This is a genomic window from Exiguobacterium sp. SH0S2, assembly GCF_004337185.1.
GTDB classification, from domain to species: domain Bacteria; phylum Bacillota; class Bacilli; order Exiguobacteriales; family Exiguobacteriaceae; genus Exiguobacterium; species Exiguobacterium aurantiacum_A.
Map to the genome: position 1 here is coordinate 241723 of NZ_SJVB01000003.1, position 15548 is coordinate 257270.

14 protein-coding genes and 1 other annotated feature are annotated in these 15548 nt (G+C 50.9%); of the genes, 7 read left to right on the top strand and 7 right to left on the bottom strand.

The window, feature by feature from the left end; genetic code table 11:
* Positions 1 to 18: 18 nt before the first annotated feature.
* Both EVJ21_RS09885 and rpsD read left to right on the top strand, forming a co-directional pair.
* Positions 19 to 501, top strand: a complete 483-nt coding sequence (locus EVJ21_RS09885) for a GAF domain-containing protein (RefSeq protein WP_070329486.1) — start codon at positions 19 to 21, stop codon at positions 499 to 501.
* Positions 502 to 723: 222 nt separating this feature from the next.
* Entirely contained in the window at positions 724 to 1323 is a 600-nt protein-coding gene (gene rpsD, locus EVJ21_RS09890) for a 30S ribosomal protein S4 (RefSeq protein WP_016508465.1), read from the top strand.
* A 43-nt stretch (positions 1324 to 1366) separates the two neighbouring features.
* Here the strand turns inward: rpsD and EVJ21_RS09895 are convergent, their stop codons facing one another.
* The gene (locus tag EVJ21_RS09895) at positions 1367 to 1993 is read right to left on the bottom strand and encodes a GTP pyrophosphokinase (RefSeq protein WP_131490408.1); all 627 of its coding nucleotides are present in this window, start codon (positions 1991 to 1993) and stop codon (positions 1367 to 1369) included.
* A gap of 107 nt (positions 1994 to 2100) precedes the next feature.
* Entirely contained in the window at positions 2101 to 3348 is a 1248-nt protein-coding gene (gene tyrS / locus EVJ21_RS09900) for a tyrosine--tRNA ligase (RefSeq protein WP_070329484.1), read from the bottom strand.
* Positions 3349 to 3395: 47 nt separating this feature from the next.
* Positions 3396 to 3592 (bottom strand) — a binding site (T-box leader).
* Positions 3593 to 3759: 167 nt separating this feature from the next.
* Here tyrS and EVJ21_RS09905 point away from each other — a divergent pair.
* Positions 3760 to 6246, top strand: a complete 2487-nt coding sequence (locus EVJ21_RS09905) for a transglycosylase domain-containing protein (RefSeq protein WP_131490409.1) — start codon at positions 3760 to 3762, stop codon at positions 6244 to 6246.
* 49 nt (positions 6247 to 6295) lie between these two features.
* Here EVJ21_RS09905 and acsA read toward each other — a convergent pair whose 3' ends face one another.
* Positions 6296 to 8002: an acetate--CoA ligase gene (acsA, locus tag EVJ21_RS09910; RefSeq protein WP_131464908.1), complete on the bottom strand. Its 1707-nt coding sequence runs from the start codon at positions 8000 to 8002 to the stop codon at positions 6296 to 6298.
* Between the two features lie 156 nt (positions 8003 to 8158).
* Here acsA and EVJ21_RS09915 point away from each other — a divergent pair, with 156 nt between their 5' ends.
* The 3 genes from EVJ21_RS09915 to EVJ21_RS09925 are packed head-to-tail and all read left to right on the top strand — an operon-like array spanning position 8159 to position 10598.
* Positions 8159 to 8788 carry a GNAT family N-acetyltransferase gene (locus EVJ21_RS09915; protein WP_070329482.1) on the top strand — a complete coding sequence of 210 codons (630 nt, stop codon included), beginning with the start codon at positions 8159 to 8161 and terminating at the stop codon, positions 8786 to 8788.
* Positions 8789 to 8799: 11 nt separating this feature from the next.
* Positions 8800 to 9432, top strand: a complete 633-nt coding sequence (locus tag EVJ21_RS09920; protein ID WP_070329481.1) for an acetoin utilization AcuB family protein — start codon at positions 8800 to 8802, stop codon at positions 9430 to 9432.
* A complete protein-coding gene (locus EVJ21_RS09925) occupies positions 9429 to 10598 on the top strand; it encodes an acetoin utilization protein AcuC (protein WP_131463848.1) in 1170 nt (389 codons plus the stop codon). The genes EVJ21_RS09920 and EVJ21_RS09925 overlap by 4 nt, the downstream gene beginning before the upstream one ends.
* A gap of 49 nt (positions 10599 to 10647) precedes the next feature.
* Here the strand turns inward: EVJ21_RS09925 and ccpA are convergent, their stop codons facing one another.
* From ccpA to EVJ21_RS09945, 4 genes are all read right to left on the bottom strand, one after another.
* Positions 10648 to 11661: a catabolite control protein A gene (gene ccpA / locus EVJ21_RS09930; RefSeq protein WP_070329438.1), complete on the bottom strand. Its 1014-nt coding sequence runs from the start codon at positions 11659 to 11661 to the stop codon at positions 10648 to 10650.
* A 126-nt stretch (positions 11662 to 11787) separates the two neighbouring features.
* Positions 11788 to 12879 carry a bifunctional 3-deoxy-7-phosphoheptulonate synthase/chorismate mutase gene (locus EVJ21_RS09935; protein ID WP_070329437.1) on the bottom strand — a complete coding sequence of 364 codons (1092 nt, stop codon included), beginning with the start codon at positions 12877 to 12879 and terminating at the stop codon, positions 11788 to 11790.
* Between the two features lie 135 nt (positions 12880 to 13014).
* On the bottom strand, positions 13015 to 13713 hold the full coding sequence (locus tag EVJ21_RS09940) for a YtxH domain-containing protein (RefSeq protein WP_070329436.1): 699 nt from the start codon (positions 13711 to 13713) through the stop codon (positions 13015 to 13017).
* Between the two features lie 21 nt (positions 13714 to 13734).
* Positions 13735 to 14253: a DUF948 domain-containing protein gene (locus EVJ21_RS09945; RefSeq protein ID WP_131490410.1), complete on the bottom strand. Its 519-nt coding sequence runs from the start codon at positions 14251 to 14253 to the stop codon at positions 13735 to 13737.
* A gap of 172 nt (positions 14254 to 14425) precedes the next feature.
* On the opposite strand from EVJ21_RS09945, the gene EVJ21_RS09950 reads away from it, so the two are divergent.
* Entirely contained in the window at positions 14426 to 15538 is a 1113-nt protein-coding gene (locus tag EVJ21_RS09950) for an aminopeptidase (protein ID WP_131463850.1), read from the top strand.
* Positions 15539 to 15548: the final 10 nt, after the last annotated feature.

The following is a 15548-nucleotide window of genomic DNA, read 5'->3' on the forward strand; positions in this document are numbered from 1 at the left end:
GATATAGGAGGGAAACAAATGTTCCAAACTACTACTTACTCTGGCGACCTGGCCGCCGGCTATGACTTACTTAACAAACAACTCGCTGCCCTGCTCGAAGGAGAGACGAACCAAGTCGCTAACCTTTCGAACGCGAGCGCTCTGCTCAACCAGTTTCTTGACCGCATCAACTGGGTCGGCTTCTATTTGACTGACGGTGACGACAGCCTCATCCTCGGACCGTTCCAAGGTCTTCCTGCTTGCGTCCATATCGCCTTCGGCAAAGGCGTCTGCGGCACGGCCGCATCGACACAAGAGACACAGTTGATCGCCGACGTCCACCAATTCCCAGGCCATATCGCCTGCGATGCGGCCTCGAACTCTGAAATCGTCGTCCCGCTCATCCGTGACGGCAAAACGATCGGCGTCCTCGATATCGACAGTCCCGAGTTCGATCGCTTCTCAGAAGTCGATCGCCAAGGCTTAGAGCAATTTTGCCAGACATTACTTCGCTTCATCTGATTGACAAGCTGCCCGATCCATCGTATACTGATTTTTGTGCATGAAATGACGATAGCAGTCCTAGACAGACGTATCCACCTTTCGGGCCTCGACTGAGTCGGAGGAGCATCTTGTAGCTTCGCTATCAAGTGAAGGTGCTTGAACCTAGAAAGGGGCGTCACCCGTCTTTGACACCGTTGTTCTTTTGTGCAAAATACATGAACAACAAGGAGGAGTCCAATCATGGCTCGTTACACAGGTCCAGCTTGGAAACTCTCGCGTCGCTTAGGCATCTCGCTTAGCGAAACGGGTAAAGAATTAGCAAAACGTCCTTACGCACCAGGCCAACACGGCAATGGTCGTCGTAAAATCTCTGAATACGGTCTTCAGCTTCAAGCGAAGCAAGCACTCCGTCACATGTACGGAATCAACGAGAAGCAATTCCGTCGCATCTTCAACGATGCTGGGAAAATGCAAGGTATCCACGGTGAGAACTTCATGTTCTTGCTCGAGTCACGCCTTGACAACCTCGTTTACCGTATGGGCCTCGCTCGCACACGTCGTGGAGCACGCCAACTCGTCAACCACGGTCACATCCAAGTTGACGGTTCACGCGTAGACATCGCGTCTTACCGTGTAAAACCAGGTCAAGTCATCTCGGTTCGCGAAAAATCGAAAACTTTCAAAGCGATTGCTGAAGCTCTTGAAGTAGCACCAGCTACAAAAGAATTCATCACGTTCGACGCTGAGAAACTCGAAGGTACGTACGTACGTATCCCTGAGCGCGCTGAATTGAACGACCAAATCAAAGAGCAACTCATCGTTGAGTACTACTCACGTTAATGCTTTTATCCCCTTCCCTGCATCGGCAGGAAAGGGGATTTTTTTATTGTTGTAAAATCTGTTCGCGAATCCGGCCCATCTGCGTATCGAGCGCGTCTGCCATACGAGCCGCTTCCATAAGCTCTTGTCGCGACGTCTCTGGGATTTTTTGCTGATATTTATATTGAAGCTTATGTTCGGTCGCCGCCCAAAAATCCATCGCGAGCGTCCGAATTTGAATCTCAGCCGGCACCCAGATGACACGTTCCGCCAAGTACACTTTCGTCCGCACAATCAGATGGAGACTGCGGTAACCGCTCGGCTTTGGATGTTCGATATAGTCTTTGATGACGTCGATCTGTAAGTCGTCCCGCTTTTTCAAGTGATCGAGAATCGCGTAGATGTCATCGCGGAAACTCGTGACGATCCGTACGCCGGCGACGTCATAAATATTGTCCCATAACGCTTCCACTTCGAGTGGGAGCTGTTTTTGATTCATCTTCCGAATGATCGACGGCAACGTCTTCATCCGCGTCTTCACGTGTTCGATCGGCGAATAGCCAAGTCGGGTCTGCCAATCGAGGTCGATGATGCCAAGGTCGCTCTCAAGCTCCGTGATCGCCATCTCGTAATAGCGGAACCGTTCCCGCCACTGATGAAACTGTTCGCCAAAAAACTCTTCGATATCCATTAGACGTCCTCCTCGTTCCCTATATTTGAAATGGTATCAGACCACACCTGATTTGACACAACAAAAAAAGTCCATGTCCGCAAACTTTGCGGACATGGACGGATCGGTTAGACGTGACGGATCACGAAGTATTTCTTTTTGCCTCGGCGGATGATTGTGAAGTCCCCGAGCGTGTCTTCACGCGTGACGAGCTTGTCGAGCGCTTGCTCGCGTTCGCCGTTCAAGTAGATCGCCCCGTTTTGAACATCTTCGCGCGCTTGGCGTTTTGATGGAGCGATTTTTGCCTCGACGAGAAGATCGACGAGATTGCGTTCGCCGTCGAGTTCGAACTGCGGCATCCCTTTGAACGCGGCATCCATATCCTCGGGCTTGAGTGTCTTCAAATCGCCGCTGAAGAACGCTGTCGTGATGCGTTCCGCTTGGTCAAGACCCGCCTCACCGTGGACGAGCTTCGTCATTTCCTCGGCAAGACGGCGCTGTGCCGCACGTTTTTCAGGTGCTGCCGTCATTTCCGCTTCGAGCGCGTCGATCTCTTCATGTGTCATGAACGTGAAGTACTTGATGAACTTGATGACGTCGGCATCGTCGACGTTGATCCAAAACTGGTAAAACTCGTACGGTGTCGTCTTGTCCGCGTCGAGCCATACCGCACCACCGGCCGTCTTCCCAAACTTCTGTCCGTCCGACTTCGTGACGAGCGGCACAGTCAGACCGAACGCCTTCTCCGAATGGCCGAAGCGACGGATCAATTCAAGCCCGGCCGTGATGTTGCCCCACTGATCGCTACCGCCGACTTGGAGACGGCAATTCTCTGTCTCGTACAACTTCAAGAAATCAAACGATTGGAGCAACATGTATGAGAACTCCGTGTATGAAATCCCGTTTTCCATGCGCGAATCGACCGAGTCTTTCGCGAGCATGTAGCTGATCGGAAAATGCTTGCCGATGTCACGTAAGAAATCGATGATCGACAGCTCTTCTGTCCATTCATAGTTGTTGCGGATCGTGATCGGGTTCTCCCCTTCGAGCGGGAGGAAGCGGCTCAACTGATCTTTGATCCGGTCCGAAAACTCTTTGACCGTATCGAGCGTGTTGAGCGAGCGTTCGTCCGACCGTCCTGACGGGTCGCCAATCATCCCGGTCGCGCCACCGACGAGCGCGATGACGTGGTGTCCCGCCTCTTGGAAACGCTTCAACGTCAAGATCGGTAGCAAGTGTCCGATATGGAGCGAGTCCGCCGTCGGGTCGAACCCTGTGTATAGTGTCGTCGGTTTGCTCAGTTGCTCTTTCAATCCTGCCTCATCCGTCATTTGGTTGACGAGCCCTCGAAATTCTAAATCTTTTAATAGTTCCATGTTTTCCACTCCTTCAATTGACATAAAAAAACGCCCCTTCTCAAATGAGAAGGGACGGAGATTCCGCGGTACCACCCTAATTGCCACAGCTGTGGCCACTTAAAACGAGAGATAACGGTCCCAACCCGGCCGAATGGCACGCTCCAAAAGTGTAATTCATCGTTGACATTGGCTAGTTCACAGCACCCACTAGCTTTCTGGACAAGCGGTCAACCGACTACTTCGTTTTTTTCATCGCGTCTACTATTATTGACTATGCTATTCATTTTATAAGTTACGTTTCCTCGTTGTCAACTGCAAGATTGAAACTTGCATTAGTCTGCTCATTCACGATAAGGTGGGCAAGGACTTGTGCTATAATCGTATATAATACTGTCTAAAATAGTTTTACACCATATTAAGGAGGCTGTCATGCTGCAGAAGATTCGAGACATATGGAACACACCAAAGTCGTTGAAAGCCCGCCGTTATGCCAATGTATTTTATGATGTGTCGTGGAACGTTTTGCTCCTCACCATCATCTCTGTCGTCCTCATCGGTTTCTTAGGTGCCGGGATCGGGGCCGGATATTTCGCATCACTCGTTAAAGATATGCCGACTCCAGCCTATAAAACGATGACGTCACAAATCAATACGTACTCATCGACGTCCGAGATTTACTTCGGAAGCGGTGAACGGATTGGGAACTATACGACCGATGAAGTTCGGGTACCGATCACGGTCGATAAAGTTTCACCTTTCGTCGTCGATGCCTTACTCGCCACCGAAGACGTCGAGTTTTATGAACACGACGGCGTCGTCCCGAAAGCGACGCTTCGGGCCATCCTGCAAGAAGCGACCGGTTCGGAAGAGCGGACAGGTGGTTCAACACTAACCCAACAGCTCATTAAAAACCAAATGCTGACGAACGAGGTCTCATTCGAACGGAAAGCAAAAGAAATCCTGCTTGCCCTCCGTTTAGAGAAAGCGATGGACAAAGATGAGATTTTAAACGCCTACTTGAACGTCGTCTCGTTCGGACGTAACTCGATGGGACGCAACATCTCAGGCATCGAGGCCGCCTCTCGTGGCGTCTTCAACACGTCGGCCGAGAAGCTGACGTTGCCGCAAGCCGCTTTCCTCGCCGGGATTCCGAAAAACCCGTTCCTGTATACACCGTATTATCAAGGCGGTGTCATCAAAGAGGACGTGTCACCGGCCATCAATCGGATGAAGACGGTACTCAACCGGATGTACGTCGCCGGCAAAATCACAAAAGAAGACTATGACGCCGCGTACAACTACGACATCACGCAAGACTTCATGAAGACACAATCGAAGCCGCGCGATCGTTATCCGTATGTTGTGCAAGAAGCAGAGCTTCAAGCTAGACAGATCGTCACAAATTACTTGCTCGAACAAGACGGCATCGTCTTAGCAGATTTAAAAACGAAAGAACAAAATGAAATTAGAACGACTTACGCCAAACGAGCCCACAATATGTTGCGCCAGGGCGGATTCAAAATTCATATGACGCTTGATAAAGAAGTTCACGAGGCGATGCAACAACCGGCTAAAAATGCCAATAACTTTGATAAAAATCAATACATCAAAGAAGAAGACCGCACGTTACCTGAACAGACAGCGTCTATCATGATTGAAAATAAGACAGGACGCATCCTAGGTTTCGTCGGCGGCCGCTATATTAACGGAAAAACCGACGAAGTGAACCGAGCTATGCGCATGGAGCGACAAATCGGATCGACAGCAAAACCAATCTTGGTTTACGCGAATGCGATTGAAGCTGGGATGATCACACCTGAAACCGTCATTTTAGATGAAAAATATTTCTATAAATTCACCGGTCCAGGACAACCGAAAAAAGAAGTATTGAACGAGAGTAGAACACACAACGGTCCAGTCACTGCCCGTGAAGCGCTGAAACGTTCCCTCAACGTTCCGGCTGTTAAGATTTACGAAGAACGGAACCAAAAGACTGCCGATACGCAAAAACTCATCGATATGGGCATTGAAGTATCGGAAGCGAACCGAAACGCTTCATCGATGGCATTAGGTGTCGGAGAAGTCAGTCCGGTCAACCTAGCAGCGTCGTACGCGATGCTCGCGAACTATGGGGAACATGTCGAACCATACTTTATCGAGCGCATCGAGTATAACGGTGAAACCATTTTTGAGAAACAACCGAAAAAGACGCGCATCTATACCGATCGTACGTCTTACCTTGTCATCGACATGCTCCGTGATGTCTATACGTCAGGAACAGCGACGTACGCTCGATCACTCTTGAACGTCCCTGGCGATTGGATGGGTAAATCTGGTACGACGAACGATCGCCGCGACTCGTATTTGGTTGGCTCGAATCCGAACGTCACGCTCGCCGTGTGGTCTGGTTTTGACTCACAATTCGGTGAAATGCAAAACAGTTATGAAGTAGGTCAGTATTATCAACGGACGCAACGTATCTGGTCACAGACGGCCAACCGCGTGTACGCCGACAATCCTGAAATCTTCAACACTGGGGCACGCTTCTCTCAACCGTCTAGCGTAAAACCAGACGACTTCAAAGACTCTGGAACGTTCTCTGAGAAGAAGAAACTCGAAGAGAAGAAGAAAGAAGAGGAAGCGAAGAAGAAAGCTGAAGAAGCAAAACAAAAAGCCGAAGAAGCCAAAGAAGAAGCTGAACAGGCAGAACAAGATGCCGATGCAAAGCGTGATGCTGATGCAAAAGCAAACGCTGAAGCTGAAGCAAAACAAAAAGCTGAGGCCGCAAAGAAAGCCGAAGAAGAAGCAAAGAAAAAAGCTGATGCTGCTAAAAAAGCCGAAGCTGAAGCCAAGAAGAAAGCTGAAGATGAAGCGAAAGCAAAAGAAGAAGCCGAGAAAGAGGCGGATGCTTCATAACGCAAGCCAAACGAAAGGTCGACACATCGCGTGTCGACCTTTTTTATGCTCAATCTTCCATCGTCGATAAGTCTCCGGCCTCAAGGTTCAACTCCCACGCTTTGAGGACGCGACGCATAATTTTCCCGCTCCGCGTTTTCGGCAATTTGTCTTTGAACTCGATCTCACGCGGTGCCGCATGGGCCGCCAAACCTTCTTTGACGAATTTTTGGATTTCTGCTTTCAATTCGTCCGATGGCTCATAGCCTTTGCGAAGCGCGATGAACGCTTTGATGATCTCACCGCGAATCGGATCCGGTTTCCCGATGACTCCGGCTTCGGCGACAGCCGGATGCTCGACAAGGCGGCTCTCGACTTCGAACGGTCCGACCCGCTCTCCTGCCGTCATGATGACGTCATCCACTCGGCCTTGGAACCAGAAATAACCGTCCTCGTCCATATAGGCCGAATCACCAGATACGTACCAGTCACCCCAGAAGTAGCTCTCGTACTTCGCATCATTTTTCCAAATTTTACGCATCATCGACGGCCAAGGCGTCTTCAATGCCAAGTTGCCCATCCGATGCGGTGGTAGCGGTTGGCCACGGTCGTCTAAGATCGCCGCCTCACAGCCAGGAATCGCTTTCCCCATCGACCCCGGTTTAATGTCCATCGTCGGATAGTTACAGATCATCATCGCTCCTGTCTCCGTCATCCACCACGTGTCATGAATGCGTAGCCCGAACGATTCGTTGCCCCAGCGAATGACTTCCGGGTTGAGCGGTTCGCCGACCGATAGAATGTGGCGCAGTGATGACAAGTCGTACTTCTCGAACGCTTCCTCCCCCGCGCCCATCAACATCCGGAACGCTGTCGGCGCGCTGTACCAGACGGTGACGCCGAACCTCTCGATGACCGAGTACCAAAACTCAGGGTTGAACCGTCCGCCGACAATCACGTTCGTCGCCCCGTTCAAGAACGGCGCAAAAATCCCATAACTCGTACCCGTCACCCAGCCCGGATCGGCGGTGCACCAGTAAATATCGTCCGGTTGCAAATCGAGCACCCATTTCCCGGTCATTAAGTGCTGGACCATGGCGTTATGGACGTGCAAGACGCCTTTCGGTTTCCCGGTCGAGCCCGACGTATAATGCAAGATCATGCCGTCTTCCCGGTCGACCCACGTAATATCAAGATCGGTCGATGCGTCATGCGCCAGTTTCCGGTAATCGATGATTTTCCCTGACTCGTCGACGTCGTCGCCAACAAGCAAAATCGTCTCAAGATGTGGCAATTGATCAACGGGTACACGCGGCAACAGCGCCTCTGTCGTCACGATGACTTTCGCTTCCGCGTCGAGCAACCGGTCGTGTACCGCCTGTTCCATGAACGCCTCAAATAGCGGTCCGACAATCGCACCGAGCTTTAACGCACCGAGTAAAATAAAATAAAGTTCTGGACTCCGCGGCATGAAGACAAAGACACGATCGCCTTTCTCCACCCCAACCGATTTCAGAACATTTCCAGCGCGATTGCTTTCCTGTTTCATCTGCGCGTAAGTATACCGCTCTTCCCGATCCCCATCGAAATAGAGCAGTGCCAGTTTGCCCGCCAGCTCCCCTTCAGCGTGACGATCAATCGCCTCGTACGCCATGTTGACATTTCCAGTCAAGTTCCAAGACAACAGTGCTTCTGCTTGTGTCCACTCGAACGACTGACAAGCCTCTTCATACGACGCTAATTGATGTTCCCCTGATAACGCTTTCAATTTTTCCATCGTCAAAGATTCGCCTCCCCCTATAGTGAATGGTGTATCCACTTTCAGTATAGTGTTAATATTATGACAAATCAATGAATTTCCAAAAACTCCAAAACAGTGTGAACGTTGTGCAATGAAAGCGCTATAATAGAACGTGAAGAAGGTGGTGACTCCATGGAAAAACAATATCATTCAAAAGTGTGGGAAACCTCACTCGGAGCCGTAATCATCGATGGACCAATCGGGAGCGACGTGCTCGCAACGTATCGGCTTGATGAAGGCTTGACCGCGTTTCGAGAGCCAGAAGACCAACATAAGGCGCTCGTTGAAATTGCCGGGTTGAAAGAAGGACGGATCATCGTCGCGCGCGTTGACGACCTCGTCATCGGTTACGTCACGTATTTATATCCGGACCCGTATGAACGTTGGAGCGAGGGCAATGATCCGTATATTCTCGAGCTCGGCGCCATCGAGGTGAGCCCGCGCTTCCGGGGACAACGGATCGGTAAACAGCTACTCGAAGTGTCGATGCTGGATCCACATATGGATGATTTTTTAATCTTGACGACGGAATACTATTGGCACTGGGATTTAAAAGGAAGCGGTCTGTCGATTTGGGACTACCGCAAAGTGATGGAGAAAATGATGAACCACGGCGGTCTTGTCTTCTATCCGACGGACGACCCGGAAATCGCGTCCCACCCGGCCAACTGTCTGATGGCCCGCATCGGAAAAAACGTGCGGCAAGAATCGATTGATCACTTCGATTCACTCCGGCTTCGCCGCCGGTTCATGTATGACTGAGGAGGGTTACGATGCTGATTGAGCAAATGATGAATCGCCACGTCGTGACGATTCAACCGACCAATACGATTGCGCACGCGGCAAAACTCATGCGCGACCATAAAGTACGCCACTTGATCGTCACCAATCCGGCCCGGCAAGTCGTCGGGATTGTCGGTCAGTTCGAGATGAGCGGCGCCACAAGTGTATTTCATCCAGAGAGTGAGCGTGCCGACTTCAAAAACCCGGTCTCGAGCATTATGCGTCAGGACGTGACGACAGCCCACCCGTACGATTTTTTTGAAGACGCGGCCGCCCTGTTCTATGAATATCGTTTGACGTGCCTGCCGATCGTCGAACAAGGAAAACTTGTCGGTGTGTTGACCGAAACCGATTTACTTCGTTATTTCGTCCAATTGACGGGCGCACTCGAACCGAGCTCGCAAATCGAGATCCTTGTCGAGAATACGACCGGGGCACTTGAAAAAGTGACGCGGCTCTTGGCAAAAACGAACGTGAATATTATCAACGTCTTCGTCCATCCGACACCCGATCCATATAAGCGAATCATCTCATTCCGTGTTCAAACGATGAACCCGCTGCGCATCATCGATCGATTAAAGCGAGAAGGTTTTGACGTACTGGGTCCGGAGATGTTCCAATGAGACCCGCCTACATATTCGGGGAGAATGAGAACTCGTACCGCTTCCACGCGGATCATCCGTTCAATCCGATTCGTTTGGAGCTGACGACATCTCTTCTGGTCGATTCCGGAAAACTGTCAGCCTCTGAGTGGATCGCCTCACCGATTGCTTCAGTCGAGTCGCTCGCGCTTGTCCATGACGTCGACTACATCGAGGCCGTCCAAGCAGCTGCCGCGGGTAAACTGTCAGGGCTGAAAGCAAATAAATTCGGACTCGGGACGGAAGATACACCCATCTTCCCAGCTATTCACGAAGGAGCTGCCCGGCTCGTCGGCGGAACGATGCATGCGCTTGAACTCGTCGCGAGCGGACAAGTCGAACGCGCTTTTCACGTCGGTGGCGGGCTCCATCACGGGATGAGACGAAAAGCGTCCGGCTTTTGCGTCTATAACGACGCGGCCGTCGCCATCGCTCACGTCCGCAAGCAATACGGGACGCGGGTCCTCTACGTCGATACAGACGCTCACCACGGAGACGGTGTCCAATGGCTGTTCTATGATGACGCTGATGTGATGACGCTATCGATCCACGAGACCGGCCGCTACCTCTTCCCAGGCACAGGCGCGGTCACAGAGCGCGGCAACGGGAACGGCTACGGCTATAGTTGGAACGTCCCGATTGATGCTTTCACCCAAGACGAATCGTTCCTGCGCTGTTACGAGACCGTGCTCCGGGAAGCGTGTGAGTGGTTCAAACCAGATATCATCTTGACGCAGAACGGGGCTGATGCGCACGCGTTCGACCCGTTGACGCATCTCGCCTCGACGATTCATACGTTCGAACAAATCCCTCAAATCGCCTCTCGCCTCGCCGACGAGTACACAGAAGGACGACTCGTCGCCCTAGGCGGCGGCGGGTACGACTGGTTCCGAGCTGTCCCGCGCGCCTGGTCGCAAGTATGGGCCGGATTGACACGCGAAGCTCCGTACGCAGGCGACATCCCCTCCGCTTGGATTGAACGGTGGCAAAAAGAGTCAGACCAGCCGTTGCCGACGACATGGGATGACCATTCGTACACTTTCGACCATATTCCGCGACGGCAACAAATCGAAGAGAAGAACTGGGAAGTGACGAAACGCGCATTTTGGCCGTTCATCTCAAACGACCGCAAGTCACTTTACTTATGAAAAACCCGATGTGAGTTGGCAATTGCCAACTCACATCGGGTTTTTTGATTCAGTCTTTTCGTAACGAGTCACGACGTTCGATCCGGTGCGGCAAGACGACGTTCTTCTCTTCGATTTCTTCAGCATTCAAGATTTTCGTCAATAATCGCATAGCGACAGCTCCGATGTCATACATCGGTTGAACGACCGTCGTCAACTTCGGACGAATCATCGTGGCGAGACGCGTGTTATCGTGACCGACGACTTCAAAATCGTTCGGCACAGAATACCCAGCGTCTTGGATCGCATGGATGACGCCGAGTGCCATCTCGTCCGTACCGGCGAAGATTGCTTTCGGGCAGTCATCGCGTCCGAGCATCTTTTGCATCGCTTCGAGGCCAGACGCATACGTATAGTTCCCAAGGATGACATCGTTCTCACGGAACGGAAGTCCCGCATCCTCAAGGGCACGGCGGTAGCCAGAGAACTTCTTCTCGCCATTGATTTGTTGCTCGAGCGGCCCCGTGATGAAGCCGACTTGTTTATGGCCGTGGCCGATCAACATTTTTGTTGCGTCATAAGCAGCCTGCTCATAGTCGATATTGACCGCTGGGAGGTCATACCCTTGGTTCAACGTCGCTGCAAGAACGATCGGGACCGGTGATTTTTTGAACTCATCGACGAGGTCTTCGTGAAGACGGCCGCCCATGAAGATGATCCCATCGACTTGTTTACCGAGTAACGTGTTCAACAAATGAATTTCCTTGTCGCGGTTCGAGTCCGAGTTGCCGAGGATGATGTTGTATTTATACATCGTCGCCACGTCCTCGATTCCGCGTGCTAAATCAGCAAAGAAGATGTTTGAGATGTCTGGCACGATGACGCCGACGGTCGTCGTCTTTTTACTCGCGAGACCACGTGCGACGGCGTTCGGACGATAGCCGAGTCGATCGATTGCTTCCTGTACTTTTTTACGGGTTGTCGGCTTCACGTTCGGGTTTCCGTTGACGACACGTGAGACGGTCGCCATCGACACCCCTGCTTCGCGTGCGACGTCATAGATTGTGATATTGTTACTATTCATTAAAACTCCTCCTACAAGCAATGATTTTCAAACGATTTTCAAAAAACGTATCAAAAAAGGAAGACAGGTATCTGTCATCATTTTACCCTGTCTTCACGCTATATAAAACGTTTCCAATTGGAAAGCTTATTTTTTAACCAAATCAAGTTGAGGGAACTGAGCTGTGAGCCCATCGATGAACTGATCAAATTGATCGAAATCAAGCTGCTGCTGGGCATCAGACAAGGCGATTGCCGGATTCGGGTGCACTTCGACCATGACGCCGTCGGCCCCGACCGCGAGCGCCGCTTTCGCTGCAGGAAGCAACAAATCGCGTCGTCCCGTTGAGTGGGTGACATCGACCATGACCGGTAAATGTGTCTCTTGTTTTAAAATCGGCACGGCCGTGATGTCGAGCGTGTTACGTGTCGCCCGCTCATACGTCCGGATACCGCGTTCGCACAAAATGACTTGGCTATTGCCGCTCGCCATGATGTATTCCGCCGCATAGATGAATTCTTCGATCGTCGCCGCAAGACCCCGCTTCAGTAGAACCGGTTTTGACGTCTTTCCGACTTCTTTCAACAAATCGAAGTTTTGCATGTTGCGCGCCCCGACTTGAATGATATCGACGTAAGGCAGCGCTGACTCGACCGCACCCGGTGTCATAATCTCTGAGATGACACGCAAGTCGTGGCGATCGGCCGCTTGTTTCAACAGTTTGAGCCCTTCAAATCCGAGACCTTGGAAGTCGTACGGTGAAGTCCGCGGCTTATAGGCGCCGCCGCGCATGATTTTCACGCCGGACAACGCTAATTTCTCAGCAACTGCATTCACTTGCTCGAACGATTCGACCGCACATGGACCGGCAATCAATTGCGGCCGACCGTTACCGATGACTACATCTTTCAATGTGACGATCGTATCTTCGGCTTGACGCTTGCGCGACACGAGCAACGTTTTATCTCGGTCTTCTCCTTGCAACTCGGCAGACGCTTTAAACATTTCTTTGAACAAATGCTGAAGGCGTGACGTCTCGAAAGGACCGGGATTCGAGGCGGCGATGAAATCTAACATTTCTCGTTCTCGAACCGGGTCATACCGCTCCACACCTTGAAGACGTTTCACTTTTCCAATTTCGACCGCGAGCGTTCCACGACGACTAATCAAGTCGAGCATCTCACGGTTCAACTCATCCATTTCACGACGTAATCGATTCAATTGATCTTGTGGACTCATAATTTCCCTCTCATTCCTAATCCGTTCTTTCCAGAATCTTAATTATAGCGAACTTTATTCGCTTTGTCATAGACAAATGGGCTGTGACACAAAATCCACAAAAAAAGTGTCCGGATTGTCCGGACACTTGACGCATTATTTATTGCCGTTCTTCAAGTCGTTCTTCAATTCTTTCAGCTCTTGTTTTGATTCATCGTCGAGCAAGTCTTTGACAGGTGCCTCGAAATCCGACTCATAGTTCGTCGACTCGTCGCGACTATTCTTCGGCTCTTGCTTGCTCGCATTCGACTTATTCGTGTTCGATTTGTTCGCATTCGAATTGTTCGCTTTCGAGTTTGACTCGCCTTTTGATTGGGCCGATTCTGGCTTAGCGTCCGTGTCAGCTTGTTTTGTTGCTTCGCTTGACGTCTCTTCTGCTGCTTGATCGAGCTGTTCTTTCACTTCGGCTTCCGCTTCCGCGACGAGCTGATCCGCTTTTTCCATCGCTTCTTCGATTGAGAGTTCATCTTCGTCGACTTGCTGTTTCAGTTCAGCAGCCTCGCGTGCCTTATCTTTGACGAGATTGAGGACCGGAGCAGCCTTGTCGCTCGCTACTTTGATCCATTCCCCGACGACCGGCTCAGCTTTTTCACGTACTTCTTTTGATTTGACGGTCAAGCGTTCACGTGAAGTCGATGTTTTCTCATCGAGATAAGTACGTACTTCGCGTCCACTTTTTGGCGAGGTGAGCAAGGCAACGGCTGCACCGATGATACCGCCGAGGACGACGCCGGCTAGGAATCCGCCGCTTGATTGCTGATCTTGATTTGTTTGGTCTTTTTTAACGTATGTCATAATATATCCTCCTTGGGCTTGTTATGATTTGATTGTATCGTCTGTCGCGATTAATCCTGGTGAGACCGACGGCGTTTCTTGCTTACGCTCCCGGCGGCCACGACGGCGTGACGGGCGCTCTTCTGAAGAAGTTTCTGTTTTGTTTTTCTTGAATAATTCTACTGCGACCGAGCCCCAACGTACAGCTTGGGCAATCTGGTCTTTATTTTCGTCTGCTGCCACGTGAACCGATGAAGAAACTGTTCGTACCGACTCAGTCACTTCATTTAGCGAAGTACCAAGTTCGTCGAGGGCATGTGCCACCGGTGCGAGCAACTCTGTCTTCTCTTCCACGTTATCTACGAGACGGTTCGTCTTATGTAAGAGCGCCGTCACTTCCATTGTGATGCCATCTAATTGACGTTCTAAATTTTCTGTCGTATTCGCGACGCTGCCGAGTGTGCGATTGACGTTCGACAAGACGCGAGCCAAGAAAAATACGAGTACGACAAATGCAAGTGCTGCGATGAGCCCTGCAATGCCTCCTAAGGTGATTTCCATTCGTCCATTCCTCCTGTTCGATTATGTGGTGGTTTCATTATAGCACCATTATGACTGAAAAGATTTGTCACTACCGTTTTCGCCATCCGGTCTGATTATTCCTTTACCCGTTTTTATGTTTTCGATTACACTAAAATAGAAATAAATTAAAAAAAGTTTAAGGGGTGTTTGTATGAGAGATCCAAGAATCACGCAATTGGCAGACGGATTGATCAATTATTCAACCGAATTAAAGCCAGGCGAACGCGTTCTCATCGAGAATTTCGGCGTCGAGGAGTCGCTCGTCGAGGCACTTGTCGAAAAAGCGTACGAAGCCGGGGGGCAGCCGTTCGTCTTGTTGAAAGAAAGCCGTATCTTGCGGAAGTTATACACGCAAGCAAGCAAGGAACAACTCGAGTTGATGGCCGACATCGAACGCAAGCAAATGCAAGCGATGGACGCCTATATCGGTCTCCGTGCGGGTGATAACATTAACGAGCTGTCGGACGTTCCCGCCGAGCAACAAAAGCTTGTCGGCGCCACAATCGGTAAAATGCATACGGAAGATCGCGTCAAAGGGACGAAATGGGTCGTCTTACGTTACCCATCACCGTCAATGGCCCAACTCGCCGGAAAATCGACGGAGGCGTTCGAAGACTTCTATTTCAACGTCTGCACACTCGATTACGGCAAGATGGACCGGGCTATGGACGCACTCGTCACGCTCATGGACCAGACCGACCGTGTCACGATTAAAGGACCAGGCACGGAGCTCACGTTCTCAATCAAAGACATCCCAGCCATCAAGTGCTCAGGTCAAATGAACATCCCGGACGGAGAAGTGTTCACCGCACCGGTCAAAGATTCAATCAACGGCGTCATCACGTACAACACGCCATCGCCGTACCACGGTTTTACGTTCGAGAACGTGACGCTGACATTTAAAGACGGAAAAATCGTCGAAGCGACGGCGAACGATACCGAGCGCATCAATGAAGTGTTCGATACGGACGAAGGAGCTCGTTACGTCGGCGAATTTGCGATCGGCGTGAACCCTTACATCCAACACCCGATGAAAGATATTTTATTCGATGAGAAAATCGATGGCAGTTTCCATTTCACCCCGGGACAAGCGTATGACGATGCCTATAACGGCAACAACTCTTCCATCCATTGGGACCTCGTCAATATCCAACGTCCTGACTATGGCGGCGGTGAGATTTGGTTTGACGACGTCTTGATCCGGAAAGACGGCCGTTTCGTCGTCGACACGTTACAACCGTTGAATCCAGAAAACTTAAAATGAACAAAAAAAG